At 68.3% G+C, this 15,947-nt stretch carries 16 protein-coding genes; 10 read left to right on the forward strand and 6 right to left on the reverse strand.

Features of this window, described 5'->3' with window-relative positions; translation table 11 throughout:
* The first annotated feature begins 91 nt into the window (after positions 1-91).
* From IEY21_RS07080 to IEY21_RS07115, 8 genes are all read left to right on the forward strand, one after another.
* Positions 92-247: a hypothetical protein gene (locus IEY21_RS07080; protein ID WP_188902813.1), complete on the forward strand. Its 156-nt coding sequence runs from the start codon at positions 92-94 to the stop codon at positions 245-247.
* Positions 244-1,521: a transcription termination factor Rho gene (gene rho / locus IEY21_RS07085; protein WP_188902815.1), complete on the forward strand. Its 1,278-nt coding sequence runs from the start codon at positions 244-246 to the stop codon at positions 1,519-1,521. The genes IEY21_RS07080 and rho overlap by 4 nt, the downstream gene beginning before the upstream one ends.
* Before the next feature lie 40 nt (positions 1,522-1,561).
* Positions 1,562-2,902 carry a M23 family metallopeptidase gene (locus IEY21_RS07090; protein ID WP_188902817.1) on the forward strand — a complete coding sequence of 447 codons (1,341 nt, stop codon included), beginning with the start codon at positions 1,562-1,564 and terminating at the stop codon, positions 2,900-2,902.
* Positions 2,899-3,291 (forward strand): response regulator, encoded by a 393-nt coding sequence (locus IEY21_RS07095; RefSeq protein WP_188902819.1) that lies wholly within the window; start codon positions 2,899-2,901, stop codon positions 3,289-3,291. The genes IEY21_RS07090 and IEY21_RS07095 overlap by 4 nt, the downstream gene beginning before the upstream one ends.
* A 61-nt stretch (positions 3,292-3,352) precedes the next feature.
* Entirely contained in the window at positions 3,353-4,240 is an 888-nt protein-coding gene (gene pdxS / locus IEY21_RS07100; RefSeq protein ID WP_188902821.1) for a pyridoxal 5'-phosphate synthase lyase subunit PdxS, read from the forward strand.
* Positions 4,230-4,850, forward strand: coding sequence for a pyridoxal 5'-phosphate synthase glutaminase subunit PdxT (pdxT, locus tag IEY21_RS07105; RefSeq protein WP_188902823.1), 621 nt, complete (start codon positions 4,230-4,232; stop codon positions 4,848-4,850). The genes pdxS and pdxT overlap by 11 nt, the downstream gene beginning before the upstream one ends.
* A 69-nt stretch (positions 4,851-4,919) precedes the next feature.
* Complete coding sequence (locus IEY21_RS07110; protein WP_188902825.1) at positions 4,920-5,681, forward strand: alpha/beta fold hydrolase; 762 nt, start codon at positions 4,920-4,922, stop codon at positions 5,679-5,681.
* Positions 5,678-6,427, forward strand: coding sequence for an alpha/beta fold hydrolase (locus IEY21_RS07115; RefSeq protein ID WP_188902827.1), 750 nt, complete (start codon positions 5,678-5,680; stop codon positions 6,425-6,427). Before IEY21_RS07110 ends, IEY21_RS07115 begins: the two co-directional genes overlap by 4 nt.
* 92 nt (positions 6,428-6,519) lie before the next feature.
* On the opposite strand, the gene aspS is transcribed toward IEY21_RS07115, so the two are convergent.
* The 3 genes from aspS to IEY21_RS07130 form a co-directional block, all read right to left on the reverse strand.
* On the reverse strand, positions 6,520-8,250 hold the full coding sequence (gene aspS, locus IEY21_RS07120) for an aspartate--tRNA ligase (protein ID WP_188902829.1): 1,731 nt from the start codon (positions 8,248-8,250) through the stop codon (positions 6,520-6,522).
* Positions 8,247-9,572 (reverse strand): histidine--tRNA ligase, encoded by a 1,326-nt coding sequence (hisS, locus tag IEY21_RS07125; protein WP_188902831.1) that lies wholly within the window; start codon positions 9,570-9,572, stop codon positions 8,247-8,249. Before hisS ends, aspS begins: the two co-directional genes overlap by 4 nt.
* 168 nt (positions 9,573-9,740) lie before the next feature.
* Positions 9,741-10,112 carry an IPT/TIG domain-containing protein gene (locus IEY21_RS07130; RefSeq protein ID WP_188902833.1) on the reverse strand — a complete coding sequence of 124 codons (372 nt, stop codon included), beginning with the start codon at positions 10,110-10,112 and terminating at the stop codon, positions 9,741-9,743.
* A 39-nt stretch (positions 10,113-10,151) separates the two neighbouring features.
* On the opposite strand from IEY21_RS07130, the gene IEY21_RS07135 reads away from it, so the two are divergent.
* Positions 10,152-11,144 (forward strand): diacylglycerol/lipid kinase family protein, encoded by a 993-nt coding sequence (locus IEY21_RS07135; RefSeq protein ID WP_229752950.1) that lies wholly within the window; start codon positions 10,152-10,154, stop codon positions 11,142-11,144.
* A gap of 99 nt (positions 11,145-11,243) precedes the next feature.
* On the opposite strand, the gene IEY21_RS07140 is transcribed toward IEY21_RS07135, so the two are convergent.
* Complete coding sequence (locus tag IEY21_RS07140) at positions 11,244-12,215, reverse strand: tyrosine-type recombinase/integrase (protein ID WP_188902837.1); 972 nt, start codon at positions 12,213-12,215, stop codon at positions 11,244-11,246.
* 223 nt (positions 12,216-12,438) lie between these two features.
* Positions 12,439-13,941 (reverse strand): apolipoprotein N-acyltransferase, encoded by a 1,503-nt coding sequence (gene lnt, locus IEY21_RS07145; protein WP_188902839.1) that lies wholly within the window; start codon positions 13,939-13,941, stop codon positions 12,439-12,441.
* Between the two features lie 102 nt (positions 13,942-14,043).
* Between lnt and IEY21_RS07150 the strand changes: the two genes are divergently transcribed.
* Positions 14,044-14,748 carry a metallophosphoesterase family protein gene (locus tag IEY21_RS07150; RefSeq protein WP_188902841.1) on the forward strand — a complete coding sequence of 235 codons (705 nt, stop codon included), beginning with the start codon at positions 14,044-14,046 and terminating at the stop codon, positions 14,746-14,748.
* Positions 14,749-14,781: 33 nt separating this feature from the next.
* Here IEY21_RS07150 and IEY21_RS07155 read toward each other — a convergent pair whose 3' ends face one another.
* Entirely contained in the window at positions 14,782-15,930 is a 1,149-nt protein-coding gene (locus tag IEY21_RS07155) for an alanine--glyoxylate aminotransferase family protein (RefSeq protein WP_188902843.1), read from the reverse strand.
* Positions 15,931-15,947: the final 17 nt, after the last annotated feature.

The raw sequence follows: 15,947 nt of genomic DNA on the forward strand, positions 1-15,947 counted from the left end.
CCGGGTCAATCCGCCGCCGGTCCCTGCGTCGACTGCGTCATGGTGTTTGTGGGGGACGGGCGCGTACAATGTTGGGTCAGGAGCTGCAACTATGGAATTCTTTATCGATACGACCATCACCAATGAGGTGCGCGAGGTCCCTGCCTGGGGTGGGCGGGCGGGCTTGGGCGTCCATCCCAGCCTGATCGGGCTCAGCGATGTGGTAAGGGAACCCGCCGGGCAGACCGGGCAGGGCGGCGCGCAATGACCGATTCCCTGCGTCCCACACTGCCGTTTCAGGAACTGCAGCAGAAGATTCTGCCCGAGCTGCACCTGATCGCTGCCGGCTACGGCATTGACAATTACCGCAAGCTGAAAAAAGACGCCCTGGCCCTGGCGATCCTGGAGCATCAGGCCGACGCCGAGGGCCAGAGCCTGGCGCGCGGCTACCTGGAAATCGGGGCCGACGGCTACGGCTTCTTGCAGTCGGACCTGCTTGACCCCAACAGCCGCACCGTTCTGGTCACGGCGGGCCTGATCAAGGCCCACCACCTGCGCACCGGCGATGAGGTGATCGGACGCGCCCGCCGCCCTCGTGAAAACGAGCGCTTTGGCGCGCTGGTGCAGGTGGAGGCGGTCAACGGTCTGGACCCCGAGGCGGCCCGGCGCCGCCCGCGCTTCGACGACCTGACCCCCACCTTTCCCGAGGCCCAGCTGGTGCTGGAAGACCCCGCGACCGAGGGCGGCCTGAGCCTGCGGGTCGTGGACCTGCTCGTGCCCATCGGGCGTGGACAGCGGGCGCTGATCGTGGCTCCCCCCAAGGCCGGCAAGACGACCCTCCTGAAGCAGATCGCCAACTCCATCGTCAAGAACTACCCCGACGTCACGGTGATGGTGCTGCTCGTCGACGAGCGCCCCGAGGAGGTCACCGACTTCCGCGAGAGCGTGCAGGGCGCGCAGGTGGTCGCCTCGACCTTCGACGAGCCGCCGCAGCACCACGTCCGGGTGGCCGAGTTCGTCCACGAGCGCGCGCGGCGCATCGTGGAGGACGGTGGACACGTGGTGATCTTGCTCGACAGCATCACCCGCCTGGCCCGCGCGAACAACTTGGTCACGCCGCCCACCGGGCGCACGCTCTCGGGCGGTCTGGACAGCAACGCGCTGCACTGGCCCAAGCGTTTTCTGGGTGCGGCCCGCAACATCCGTGAAGGCGGCTCGCTCACCATCCTGGCCACTGCCCTGGTGGAGACCGGCTCGCGCATGGACGATGTGATCTTCGAGGAGTTCAAGGGCACCGGCAACGCCGAACTCGTGCTCTCGCGCCGCCTGGAAGAGCGCCGCATCTTCCCGGCGCTGGACATCCTCAAGTCCGGCACCCGCCGCGAGGAACTGCTGCTGCAGCCCGCCGTCCTGAAAAAGATGTGGCTGCTGCGCAAGGTCATCAGCGACATGGACCCCGCCGACGCGATGGAGATGCTGCTGACGCGCATGGGCAAGACCCGCAACAACGTCGAATTCCTGCAGGGGCTGGCCGGCGGCTGAGCCGCCCGCATCCCCTCACCTTTTCCCTGGAGTTTTTCCCTTGGCCTTTCTGTTTTTTCGTGGCCGCCGGTGGGTTCCGCTGGCCGCCGCCCTGATCGGTGCTGCTGTGGCCCAGACGCCGCCGCTGCCCCTGCCCGCTCCGCTGGACCTGCTGACCCCCACCGCCGACGTGGTGCTGCGTCCCGATCCCGGCGGCCAGTCCCTGCGCATCGTCACCGACGGCCAGACCACCGAAAGGGCGGTGGCCCGGCGCTACGGCGTGGGCACCGGCGCGGTGCGGACCATCGCCTCGGATGCGGGCGTGCGGGTCCGCGAGGTCCGGCTGGCCGAGGCCGCCGTGGCCCGCGCGCCCGCCCGCCCCGCCTCGGTGGTCACCTACCGGGTACGCTCCGGCGATACGCTCGCAGGGGTGGCGGCCCGGCATGACCTGACGGTGCTCGACGTGCTCAGCGCGAACCTGGGCCGCACCAGTCTCGACCGCCTGCGCCCGGGCGAGACGCTCAACCTGCCCACCCGCGAGCGGGGGCTGCTGCTCACCATCAAGCCCGGCCAGTCGGCGCTGTCGCTGATCGCCGGATACGGCGCGGACCTGGTGGCCACCGCCCGCGCCAACGACGTGCTGCCCACGGCGCTGCGGGTGGGCGATCAGCTGCTGCTGCCCGGCGTGAAGGCCGAGGGCCTGCGTGAGCGGCTGCTCGCCGCGCGCGAGGCCGAGCGCAAGGCGAAGCTGGCCCGCGAGCGCCAGCAGCAGTACGAGCAGTACCTGAGCTGGAAGGCCGACCGCGAGCGCCAGGCGCTGCAGGAGAAGTACGCACGGCAGGAAAAATACGAGGCGTACCTGGCGTGGAAATCTAGCCCCGAGCGTCAACGTCAGATGGCGGCCTATGAGCGACAGGCGCAGTACGAGGCGGCCCAGGCCGCCGCGCAGGCCCGCGCCCGCAACAGTGCCCAAGCCGCCGCGGTGGTGGGGGCCAGTGTGGGAAGCACGGTGGCGGGTACGGGCGGACGGCTGGCGTGGCCGCTGCGCAGCTACCGCCTGACCAGCCGCTACGGAGAGCGCGACATCGCCTTTCACCAGCAGGTCTTTCACGGAGGCATTGATCTGGCCGCGCCCTACGGCACTCCCGTGTACGCGGCGACCGCCGGCACGGTGGCCTCCAGCGGCTACGGCGCTTTCGGCCTGAACGTCTGGACCACCAGCGGCGACAGCACCGCCATCTACGGCCACCTGAGCCGCACGGCGGTGGTGAGCGGCCAGCACGTCACGCCCGGACAGGTGCTGGGCTACGTGGGCTGCACCGGCGTGTGCACCGGCCCCCACCTGCACTTCGAACTGCGCCTGGGCGGTCAGACGGTCGACCCGCTGTCGCTGCTGCCATGAGCGGCCTGCGCCTGCTGGTCGTGGAGGACGAGCTGCAGATTCTGGAGCTGCTCGACCTGACCCTGACCCTGCGGGGGTACGTCGTCCACGGTGCCTCCAGCGGGCCGCAGGCGCTGGAACTGTGCTGTCAGGGCACATCGCCCGTGACCGCCGACGTGATTGTCATGGACGTGCTGATGACTCCCTGGGACGGCTTCGAGACGGTCCGGCGCCTGCACGGCCACTACGGCGCGGCCCTGCCCCCGGTGGTGTTTCTCTCTGGGCTGCATCCGCCGGACGCCTTCCCGGACCTGGGCGGCGATCTGGTACAGGAATACCTGATGAAGCCGTTTCGCCCCGCGCAGCTCGCCGAAGCCATCGAGCGGGTCTGGGCCCGGCGCCCCAGCTGACCCCATCAACCCGTGTCATCTGGCCCTGGCGCAGGGGTCAGATATGTCCTAGGGTGACGGCATGAGTGAAAACACCGGAACCCCCCAGCTCAAGCAGGGCTTCGCCGAGATGTTCAAGGGCGGCGTGATCATGGACGTCGTGACGGCCGATCAGGCCCGCATCGCCGAGGCCGCCGGCGCGACCGCTGTGATGGCGCTGGAGCGCGTCCCCGCCGACATCCGTGTGGACGGCGGCGTGGCGCGCATGAGCGATCCCAAGATGATCAAGGAGATCATCGCGGCCGTGACCATCCCGGTGATGGCCAAGGTGCGCATCGGCCACATCGTGGAGGCGCAGATCCTGCAGGCACTGGGCGTGGACTTCATCGACGAGTCCGAGGTCCTGACCCCCGCCGATGAGCAGTTCCATATTCTCAAGTCCGACTTTCAGGTGCCCTTCGTCTGCGGGGCCAAGAACCTGGGCGAGGCGCTGCGCCGCGTCGGCGAGGGTGCGAGCATGATTCGCACCAAGGGCGAGGCCGGCACCGGCAACGTGGTGGAGGCCGTGCGCCACGCCCGCACCGTGCTGGGCGACATCCGCACCATTCAGGCGCGCCCCGCCGAGGAACTGATGACCGCCGCGCGCGACCTGCAGGCTCCCTATGAGCTGGTCAAGTATGTGCACGAGCACGGCAAGCTGCCGGTCGTGAATTTCGCCGCCGGAGGTGTCGCCACGCCCGCCGACGCTGCGCTGATGATGGTCCTGGGCCTGGACGGTGTGTTCGTGGGCAGCGGCATCTTCAAGTCCGACAACCCCGAGCGCCGCGCGCAGGCCATCGTGAAGGCCGTGACCCACTACCAGAACCCGGACGTGCTCGCCGCGATCAGCGAGGACCTGGGCGCGCCCATGACGGGCATCAACATCGACGAGCTGATTCCCGCCGAGCGCCTCGCCTCGCGTGGCTGGTAAGGCGTCCACACGAATTGGCGTCCTGGCCCTTCAGGGCGCCTTCCGCGAGCACCGTCAGCTGCTCGCGGCGTTGGGGGCCGAGGTCCGTGAAGTGCGTCTGCCCGGCGACCTCGCCGGCTTGGACGGCGTGATCCTGCCGGGAGGGGAGAGCACGACCATGGCCCGCCTGCTCACGGAATACGCCCTGTGGGAACCGTTGCGTGCGTTTCATGCGGCGGGCGGGGCGCTGTGGGGAACCTGCGCCGGGGCGATCCTGCTTGCCCACTCGGTGCTGGGTGCGCCGCCGCAGTTCGGAGGCCGCCAGGACAGCCTGGGGCTGCTGGACGTCACCGTTCAGCGCAACGCCTTTGGACGACAGATCAACTCGTTCACCGACGCCCTGCCGGTTCGCGGACTGGACACGCCCTTTCCCGCCGTGTTCATTCGTGCCCCCGCCTTCGTGAAGGTTGGGGTGGGATGCACGGTCCTCGCCACTGCCCGGGATCAGGCCGTGATGGTCCGTCAGGACCGGGTGCTCGCCACCGCCTTTCACCCGGAGCTGACCGGCGACACCCGCCTGCACGCCTACTTTCTGGAAGACGTGGTGCAGAACAAGGTAGTCAATAAATAATTCACGAGCAGGAAAAATTGTGAATGTATTCACAAGTAGATCAGGCTTTCCTCAAGCTGGACGCACGGTATGGTAACCGGCGTGTCCAGCGGTGTCTTTCAGCGTGCAGGGGTCCGGCTGCATCACCGGGTGTGGGGTGAGGGACCGCCCGTGGTGCTTGTGCATGGCCTGAGCGGTTCGGGGCGCTGGTGGCGCCGCAATGTGCCGGCCCTGCAGCGGCGCCACACGGTGTACGTCCTGGACCTGTCGGGGTACGGCGCGGCGCGGCGTCAGCGGGCGCTGGGGGTTCGTGAGGCCGCCGCCCTGATCAGCGACTGGCTGGAGGACACCGACCTGCGCGGGGTCAGCTTGGTGGGCCACTCCATGGGCGGGCACATCTGCGTGCATGTGGCGGCCCGCTGCCCGGACCGGCTGGACAATCTGGTGCTGGTGTGCGCGAGCGGCCTGCTGAGCACGAGCGCCTACCGGGTGGCGCTGCAGCTGCCCCGCGCCCTGATCACCGGGCGCAAGCGCTTTGTGCCGCGCATCCTGACCGACGCGCTGCGGGCGGGCCCCCTTAACCTGTGGCGCAATGCCCGTGACCTGCTGCGCGACAGCGTGCAGGATCTGCTGCCCCTGATCCGGGCCCGCACGCTGGTGATCTGGGGCGAGCGCGACGCGCTGGTGCCGGTGGAACTGGGTGCCGTGCTTGCCCACTCAATTCCAGGCGCCCGGTTCGAGGTCATTCCGCGCGCCGGCCACGTGGTGATGGTGGACGCCCCCGCCGCCTTCAATGCCGCACTGCTCGCATTCCTAGAGGCCGTCCCGGCCGACGGCGAGGTGCTGACATGAAGACGGACCGGGCCCAGTACACGCCGGTTTATGGCCTGCGCACCCACGCACGGGTATACGGCCACGGCGGGCCGCTGGTGATTGTTCCGGGTCTGGGGTGTGCGTCGTGGATGTATGTCCGGCTTGCCCGCGAACTTGCGAAAGGGCGCACGGTCTACGCCTACGATCCGCCGGGCCACGGCCACAGCGAGGGCCGCCCCGAGTGGCCGGTGTGCCTGGAAGACCTCACCGACCACCTTGCCGCGTGGCTGGACGCGACCGGGCTGCGCGGCAGCGCACTGCTCGGCCATTCGATCGGGGGAGAGGTGATCTTTGATCTGGCGGCCCGGTATCCGCAGCACGCGGGGCCCCTGATCGCATGCTCGCCCACCGGCATTCCCGAGAACCCCAGCGTTCTTGCCCAGCTGTTGCGGCTGTCGCTGGACCTGCCGCGTGAGCGTCTGGGGCTGTTGTGGCCGGGGATGCGTGCCTACACCCGCTGCGGCACCCTTCGGATGCTGCGCCTGGCGCAGGACCAGGAAGACCACAACACCGGGCCGCTGTTGCCAGCGGTGAAACAGCCCACGCTGCTTCTCAGCGGTCAGGCCGACCCGGTGATCCGCCGCTGGACGGTTCAGGCCCTGCACACGGCCATTCCTAACGCCACCATCCGCGAGATCGTGGGCGGGACCCACGCCCTGATGGACACCTTTCCCAGAACGGTGGCGCGGTTTACCGTGGACTTTCTGGACGACCTGGAAAAATAAACCGAAATTTCACGAGCAAGTTTTATCGTGAATCATTTCACGATAAAAGCACAAGAAAAGCAAGAAAAGAGGGAGAAGATCTCCCTCCCATCTCAATCTCCCAGCAATTCCAGACCCACCTCGGCGAGCTGTGCCGGAGTCACCGGGGAAGGGGCCTGAGCCATCAGGTCCACACCCCGGTTGTTCTTGGGAAAAGCAATCACCTCGCGGATGCTCGCCGCACCCGAGAGCACCATCACCAGGCGGTCAAAGCCCCAGGCAATCCCTCCGTGGGGCGGCGTGCCGGCTTCCAGGGCATTCAGGAAGAAGCCGAACTGCCGGTGGGCCTCCTCGGGGGTAAAGCCGATGGCCGCGAACATCTTTTCCTGAACGGCCGGGTCATGGATCCGGACACTGCCTCCACCGATCTCGAAACCGTTGAGCACCAGATCGTAGGCCTGCGCGCGAATCTCGCCCTGGCGCTCGGTGCCGAACAGGGCCACATCCTCCGGATGCGGGGCGGTGAAGGGATGGTGCATGTAGGTCCAGCGGCCCGCGTCCTCGTCATATTCCAGCTGCGGAAAGTCGGTGACCCAGCTGACGTGGAAGGCCGGGCCGTCCGCTGCGAGGTCGAACAGGTCGCGCAGCGCCAGACGTACGGCGCCCAGCGCAGCCGTGGCCGCCTTCCACCCGCCCGCCGCGAACAGCAGCGTGCCGCCCTCGGCCACTCCGGTGCGCTCCAGCAGCGCGGCCGTCTGGTCCCCCAGGAATTTGCTGATGCCCCCGCTCAGGCCCTCGCCGCTGCGCTTGGCCCAGGCCAGTCCCCGGGCCCCGTTCTGCTTGGCAATCCGCTCGAGCTCGTCGATCTGCTTGCGGGTCAGCTCGGGCGCAGCGATAACCTTAACGGTCTCGGCCCCGGCAAACGCGGCGAAGGCCCCGCCCGCGAACAGGTCCCCGACCTCGGCGAACGACAGGCCAAAGCGCAGGTCCGGCTTGTCCGAGCCGTAGCGGTCCACCGCATCCCGGTAGCTCAGGCGCGCAAAGGGGAGGGCCAGCTTCACGCCCAGGGTTTCCTGGAACACGTGCGCGAGCAGCCGCTCCTGCAACTCCAGCACGTCCTCCTGATCCACGAAGGACAGCTCCATGTCCAGCTGGGTGAAGTCCGGCTGACGGTCGGCGCGCAGGTCCTCGTCGCGGAAGCAGCGCGCGAGCTGGTAGTAGCGGTCCAGACCCGCGATCATCAGCAGCTGCTTGAACAGCTGCGGGCTCTGCGGCAGGGCGTAGACCTCGCCGGGATTCAGGCGGCTGGGCACCAGGAAGTCACGTGCGCCCTCAGGGGTGGATTTGGTGAGCATGGGCGTTTCCACCTGCACAAAGCCCTCGCCGTCCAGAAAGGCCGTGACGGCCGCGACCGCCTTGCTGCGCAGCATCAGCCGGCGCTGCATCTCGGGTCGGCGCAGGTCCAGGTAGCGGTACTTCAGCCGGATGTCCTCGGCCACCTCTGCGCCCTTTTCCAGCTCGAAAGGCGGCGTCTTGGCAGTGTTCAGCACGGCGACGCGCGAGGCGATCACCTCGTAGTCGGCTGCGCCGCCCTTGCGCTGGCCTTCGGGGCGCAGCTGGTAGGTGCCCTCAATCTCGGCCACGTATTCGGCGCGCAGGCGGTCGGCCTCGGCGAAGGCGGGAGAATCCGGCTCCACCTGCACCTGCACCAGACCGCTGCGGTCGCGCAGTTCCAGGAAGATCAACCCGCCCAGGTCGCGGCGGCGGTTCACCCAGCCCTGCAACACGACCGTTTGCGAGGCGTGGGTGGGGGACAGCTGGCCGATCATGGCGGTGCGTTTCATGCGTTCTCCTGGTCAGGGGTGGGGGTCGCGTCCGGCTGGGCCGCGAGCAGGGCGTTCAGGTCGGCCACGCGCACGGTGGTCTGGGTGCCGGTGTGCAGGTTCTTGACGCTGAGGGTGCCGTCCGCGACCTCCTCAGAGCCGATCAGGGCAACCAGCCGGGCGTTCCGGCGCTCGGCGTCCCGGAAGGCGGCAGCCGGTTTCAGGGCGCGGTAGGCGAACTCGGCGCGGGCCACGGCGCGGGCCTGCATTGCCACGGTCGCGGCATGCGCCACATGTTCCTCGTCGAGGGCGGCCACGTACAGCAGCGGCCCCTCGTTGGCAGGCACGGTATGGCCCTCGGCCTCCAGCGCGAGCAGCAGCCGCTCGACCCCGAAAGCCCAGCCGATGCCGGGCACGGCGGGGCCGCCCAGCACCTCGGCCAGTCCGTCGTAGCGGCCACCGCCGCCCAGCGCCGACTTGGCGCCCACTCCCTCATGGTGCAGTTCCCACGCGGTGCGCCGGTAGTAATCCAGGCCCCGCACGATGCTGGGATCGAGGTCATACTCCACGTTCCACGCCTTCAGGTGGTTCTGCACGGCCGTGAAGTGGGCGCGGGCCTCGTCGCCCAGGAACTCCAGCATGGGCCGCACACCGAGTTCGGCCATCAAGACCTGGTCCCCTTCGCTCTTGCTGTCCAGAATGCGCATTGGATTGCGCTCCAGGCGGTCCCTGGAGTCATCCGAGAGGCGGTCTATATGCGGCGTGAAGGTCTGGCGCAGGTAGGCGTTGTAGGCCTCGCGGTCCTCGGGATCGCCGATGCTGCCGAGCTTGACGCGCACGCCGCGCAGCCCCAGCGCCTGCACGACCTCGACCATCAGCGCGATGGCCTCGGCGTCCACCAGCGGATCGGTGCTGCCGATGGCCTCGTAGTCCACCTGATGAAACTGGCGCAGGCGCCCGCGCTGCTGACGCTCGGCACGGAACATCGGTCCGGTCAGCCACAGCTTCAGCGGCGTGGGCAGCTGCTTGAGGCCGTTTTGCAGGTAGGCGCGCACGATGCCGGCGGTGCCCTCGGGCCGCAGGATGTACCCACCGTGGTCCCCGAAGTAGTACACCGTGAACATCTCCTTGCGCACGATGTCGGTGCTGCCGCCCACCCCGCGCTGAACCAGCTCGGCCTCCTCGAACAGCGGGGTATCGAGACGCATGGCCCCGGCCCGCTCCAGCACGCGCCGGGCCGTATCGATCAGCCGCGCGTGCGCCTGGGCGCTGACATCGAGCGTGAGTTTGGGACTGCCGTCCGGCAGCAGGTCTTCGGTGCCCTTGGGGCGCTTGATCGCCATAACTGGGGAAGTGTAGCGCCCCGGTTCCCTTAAAGGGGCGGGGCGCGGCCAGAAATGCCCGGCCCGCAGCAGGGGAGAGGCCGCTCTTCCGGAATGCGGAAGGCGGCCTGTATGGATTCCAGGGTCCGGGTCCTGGATGCGGTGTGCGGCGGGTGAGACAGCTCCGACTTACTGGCGCACGCTGTACGGCAGTCCCGTGGACTGCTTGCCACCGACCTCCACGAACAGCCAGCTGCCCCCGACCGGTGCGTCGGCCGGCACAGTAAGCACGATGGTGGAGTCGGTCCAAGACTGAATGGCTGCGGGCGGAATCAGGTAGCCGCCCTTGCCGCTGTCATCGGCCCCCAGGCGCACGCGGCCGGTGGCGGGTCCGCCCAGATAGCGCCCCTGGATGGTGAGGGTTCCTCCGCGTTGCACCGACTCTGAAGCCTTGATCAGCAGCGGAGTGACGGTGACGAATTGATCCATGCCCGTCTGACGTGGGGCACACGACGCAAACATGCCCACCATAAGTGAAGAAGCAACCAAGAAACGCAGCATAGCAACAGCCTCCGTCCGGGCAGTCTAATGACCGGTGATATGACCGGTCAAACGTCCACCCCCGTCCCCCCCCCAGCAGCCAAGGCTGAGCCGCGTGGGGAGAGTGCGAACCCGCTCACCGGACAACGGATCCTGGTCGTTTTCAATCCCAAGAGCGGTCAGGGAGACAGTGGCCTGCCCGACTTCCTGAGTCTGCTGGGAGACGCCGGTGCCGAGGTCGTGGAGCGCGAACTCAGCAAGGACACCCCCATCGAGGAACTGGTCCGGGACGCGCAGACCTTCCACACCGTGGTTGCAGCGGGCGGCGACGGTACGGTCAGCGCCCTGGCCTACGCGATCCGCGGTAGTGATGTTCCGCTGCTCGCCTTTCCGGCCGGCACCGCCAATCTGATCGCGCAGAACCTGGACCTGCCGACCGAACCCGAGGAACTGGCCGGCCTGCTGGTCGCCGGGCACAGCATCCACCTGGACCTGGGCGAGGTGGAGGTCGAGGGCCGCAAGCGCGGCTTTGCCATGCTTGCTGGGGCCGGAGCGGACGCCGCGATGATTCGCGACAGTGAGGACCTCAAGGACCGCTTCGGGGTGATGGCCTATGTCATGAGCGCCATGAAGCAGCTCAATCCTAAGAAGACGGTGTTTTCTCTGGTGATCGACGGCCAACCGCGCGAGTTCGAGGGCATCGGTGTGATGGTCGCCAATTTCGGCATGGCCAACCACCGCATGCCCATCACCGCCCACATTGATCCCGGAGACGGCAAATTCACGGTGGTGCTGATCAAAGCGGGCAACATTCTGCGCCTGATCCCCAACCTGATTGATTCGTTGCGTGCCAAGCTGAATCTGGGCGATCCGCTGTTCAGTGACAACCTCGAAATCCTGTCGGCGTGCGAGATCAGCGTGGACGCCGCCGACCCCTTTCCGCTGCAGTACGACGGCGAGCTGATGGTGGAGACCACCCCGTTTCAGGCGCGCATTCTGCCGGGCGCGGTGCGCTTCGTCACCCTCGCCAGCGATGAGGAAGTCCAGACCTGAAAAACCGCGTGCAGGACGGCGTGAATTCGGCGGGTCCACAGGAAGGTCAGGAAGGGGCCGGCAAGACGTCTTGAGGGGCAAAAGGACCTGGGGAAGGCGCTACCGGAAGGCCTCCACTGCCGCCTCAAGATCGTCCTCGGGCAGTTCGACATAGCGGCGGGTCGTGTCCACCTGCTCGTGCCCCAGGAAACCGGCCACACGGGTGAAATCCTTGACGGCAGCATACAGCTGTGTGCCCGCATATTTTCGGCCGGCGTGAAAGCCTCGGAACTCGTGTTCAAGACCGCACCGCAGGGCCAGCTGCTGCAGGCGGCCATACGCGGTGGAATACGCCTGGAAGGGCAGCACCCGGCCCGAGGGCGCTGTCCCGGCCCCGGCGCGCTGGGCCAGCAGGGCTTCGCGCAGGCGGGCGCTCAGCGGCACCAGCCGGGCCTTGTCCCCCTTGCCGTGGGCCACGAGCAGCCGTTTTCTGGTTAAGTCCACATGGGACCATTCCACTGCCAGCGCCTCCGCAATACGCAGCCCGGCGTGCGTGAGCAGCAGCAGCAGCAGCTGTTCATCTGGATTTGCCTCGGCCAGCAGGGCCTGCACAAAATCGGCACGGTACGGTGGATTCTTGACCACGCCCTTCGTTCGGTCCCTGGGCCGTTTGACATCCGCGAACGGGTCGGCGTCGGTCGCCCCGGCCCAGCGCAGCGCCCGGTACAGCGCTCCGGCCGCCGCCACCCGCGCCTGAACGGTGGCCGGTTTGAGTCCGGAGGCCATCAGCGCGGCCACATACAGCGAAGGCTCCCGCCGGCCCGGATGAAGCAGGTTCCAGGCGTGCGAGGCGGCGTGTTCCAGCAGCACCTCCACACCCTTGCGGTAGGCGCGCAGGGTGTGGGGACTGAGGCGCACGCCCGCGTGGGTCTCGCTGCTGAGGTAGGCGAGCGTCAGGGCCCACAGGTCCGCTGCATGTTTGTCGCGGGCGGCAGTGACGGCCCGTATTCGCAGCGCTTCGTCGCTCAGGCCGGCAAGGGCCCGGGCCTGGGCCAGGCGGTCGGCGGTATACGGCAGCAGGTCGGCGGACATGGAATCCGATGATAACATGCCTTATCAACGGACGGCAGATCTGCAGGCCTGGAGTGGGCCGATCACGCGGATGGCGGGGTGTTTATACGGACCACCGCGTTCCACTGGCCGCTGGCAAAAAAACCATCCTGAACACTCTGGCGCTGTGAGAGGTGCACCCGGGCAAAACGAAACCGTTCAGACAATGGGCATCTTGCGTGGCTTCAGGGTATTGCGGCCCCGCTCAGCGCCGCCGGTCCAGTCGAATCGCGTAGCCCACCATCAACAGCGCGAGCAGCAGCGCAGGCCAGTCGCCCACACGGGTGTACACCGTCGTCCCGGTGAGCAGCTTGGGACGCACACTCAACGCCTGGGTCTGTTCGCCGCTTTCCAGGATGTTCACGGGGCGACCCAGATCGTCCACCGAGCCGGCGATGCCCCGGTTCACGCTGCGGACCAGCCAGCGGCGGTTCTCAATGGCGCGGACCCGGCCCATCATGAAATGCTGGCGCACGCCCCAGCCGTTGTACCAACCGTCGTTGCTGGGATTGACGAGCACCTGTGCGCCCTGGGCGGTCAGGGTGCGGGCCACCCACGGAAACACGCTGTCGTAGCAGATGTACGTACCGTACTGAACGCCGTTCAGGGTCAGAGGGGTCAGGGACTCCGCGGGCGCGAAGACCTGCAGCGGGAAGCCGATCATCTGCTCGATGGGGGCGTACAACGCTGGGGCCTGGGCGTACAGCGGGAAGAATTCTCCGAACGGCACCAGTTTCGCCTTGACGTTGAAGCTGGTGACCTGCCCCACGGCATCAACTGCGGCTGCGCCGTTGAGGTTGGGAGCCTGTGGAAGGCGCGAGACGCCCAGGCCGGTGATGCCGGGTCCGGGAAAGGTGGGCAGACGCTGGGGCACGCCGGAGCGGACGCTGAGGGCGGTTTCGCTCCAGATCAGCACCTCCTCCGGTGTCCGCTGAAGCGAAACCGCCTGCTGGGTCGCCAGCTGCTCCTCCGGGGTGATGTCGCGGGTGGCCCGACCGAACGAATCGAAACTGGTCCGCAGCGTCAGCATCGGCTGCACAGGGCCATCGCCGGGCACGCGGGTCACGCCGTACAGCAGCGCGGCGGCCCACGCCACGGCGGCGAGCAGCAGCGGGCGGCCTCTTCCCCACCGGTTCCGGCCCAGGGCGAAGGAAGCCAGCGCAGCCGCACTCAGCGCGACGAGCACGCTGCCCAGCAGCACCCCACCCAGATCGGCAATCTGAATGGCGGGGGTGGGCAGCAGGCCGTAGCCCAGGGTGGGCCAGGGAAAGGCCAGCGGTCCCAGAAAGCGGGTCCATTCCAGCACCACCCAGCCGCCCGCCAGGGCCCAGACCCGCGCGGCGGGTGACCGGACCCCGCGGGCCAGGGGGTAGGCCATCAGTGCCAGAAAAGCGCCCTCCAGCGCGAACAGAGCGAAGGCCAGCGCGCCCGCCGGCGGAACCCCGAACAGCTTGCCCAGAAAGGCCGTCAGCCACCACAGATGCACGGCGAAATACCCGGTTCCCGACCAGAACAGCCGCGCCGCCACCCCGCCCGCCCGCGGAGCGAGCGCTGCGTAGGCGAGCACGCCCGCCAGCGGCAGGGCAGCCAGTGCGCTCCACGGCAGCGGAGGGCTGCAGGCGGCCAGGAGCAGGCCCAGCGCGGCGGCAACAAGGGGGACGGGCACAGGGCGGGTAGGGCGGGTCAGACGGGCGGGCACGCCGGTCATGATAGGGGGCAGGGATGAGGGAGTCGGCGCAGGCGGGCACGTCGGTTCCCCCACTGCAGGTGGGGCCAGAACCGGGGGCGGGTGCGCTACGATGGAGGCACCTTGCGACTGGCTTTCATCAGCGACCTTCACGGCAACATTCACGCCCTCACGGCGGTCAAACGTTTTCTTACGGAAAACATCGTCAACGGCGTGATCGTGGTGGGTGATTTGGTGGGCTACGGCGCGTCTCCGGGACCGGTGATCGATTTCGTCAAGCGTGAGGGCTGGGTCACGGCGCTGGGGTCCAGCGACATGCGGGTGGCCATTGACCTGGGGCTGCGCTCGGGGCGGCAGGGCGTGGCCGATCAGGTATTGACCTGGACCAAGCGCGTGCTCAGTCCCGATCAGCTGGATTACCTGCGCCGCCTGCCCCCCGGAGGCCGCGTGACCACCCCGGTGGGCCGGGTGCGGTACTTTCACGGCAGCCCGCACGACCCCGAGACCCGCATTGACCTGATGGCCCCCGAGCGCGAGCTCGAGGCGCTGGCCGAGACGCTGGCCGCCCGCGTGATCGTGGTGGCCGGTTCACACGTGCCCTTCACGCGGGTGGTCGGTGAGACCACCTTCGTGGACCCGGGCAGTGTGGGCCTGAGCCTCAACCACGAGCCGGGGGCTGACGTGGCCATCGTGGACTGCATCGGCCGCAAGCCCAAGGTGTCGCTGCACAAGGTGCCCTATGACTACGCGTCGAGTGCCTTTGACATCATGGCCTGGAATCTGCCCCCGGTGATCGCCGACGTGATCCGCACCGGCCGCATGGGCTGACGGTCCGCCTGGGGCGGAGGCCTGAGGTTCCGTTCAGACGGGCACGCCCGCCAGCGCTTCATCAAAGCGCGCCGCCACGCCTCGCTCGCCCAGCAGGTCCTCCAGGGCCGTCATGAGGGCCCGGTACGGTGCGGGGCGCGCGGCCTCGCCCATCAGGCCCAGGCGCCAGATCAGGCCCGCGGTGGGACCCAGCCCACCGGTCACGCTGATCTCGCGCCGCCGCAGGGCTGCGCGGATGCCCGCGTCGTCAAAGCCCTCTGGCAAACGCAGGGCGAGCACAGTCGGCAGCCGTTCGGCCTCCCGCTGAACGTACGGAGAAAAGCCCAGCGGGGCCAGCGCGGTCTGAATCGCCGCGCCCATCTCGCGCACGCGGCGTTGCCGGACCGTCATGCCCTCGTCCAGGGCCGCCCGCAGCGCCGCGTGAAAGGCAAAATGCAGGTTTACCGGCACGGTGTGGTGGTAGGCCCGCCGTGACCAGTAGTCGCGCAGGCCCTCGAAGTCGCAGTACCACAGCGGGGTGGGCGTACGCCGGGCGGCAAAACGGGCGAGTGCGCGCTCGCTGATCGCCACCGGTGCCACGCCGGGCGGGGCCGAGAGGCACTTCTGCGCGCCGGTGTACGCGTAATCCACGCCCCAGCCCTGCATGTCGAAGGGCTGCATCCCGGCGGTGGTCACGGCGTCCACGGTGAGCAGCGTGTCGGTGCCGCGCAGCAGCTGAGCGATCTCGGGCACCGGGTTCAGCACGCCTGTACTCGTCTCTCCGTGAACCACCGCGACCATCTGTACGCCGCTCAGCTGCGCGGCCACGTCCTCCACGCGGACGGCCTGTCCGTGGGGAGCGGTGACCACGCGCACCCGCGCGCCGTAGCGTTCAGCCATCTCCGCCATGCGCGCGCCGAAGCTGCCGTTGACGCACACCAGCACCTCGTCGCCGGATTCCACCAGATTGGCGAAGCCCGCCTCCATGCCCAGGCTGCCGGTGCCCGACAGCAGCGCGGTGAAGGTGTCCGGGGCCGTGCCGTACATGGTGCGCAGATCCGCCTGAATCTCATCGTTGATGGCGAAGACCTCGGGGTCCATGTGCCCCAGCATGGGCCGCAGCAGGGCCGCCACGGCGCGCGGATGCAGCGGGGTGGGGCCGGGGGTCAGCAGCACATGCTCGGTGGGCGCGGAATCGGACATGCCTCCCAGCGTAGCGA

The sequence above is a fragment of the Deinococcus aerophilus genome, assembly GCF_014647075.1.
GTDB lineage: Bacteria > Deinococcota > Deinococci > Deinococcales > Deinococcaceae > Deinococcus > Deinococcus aerophilus.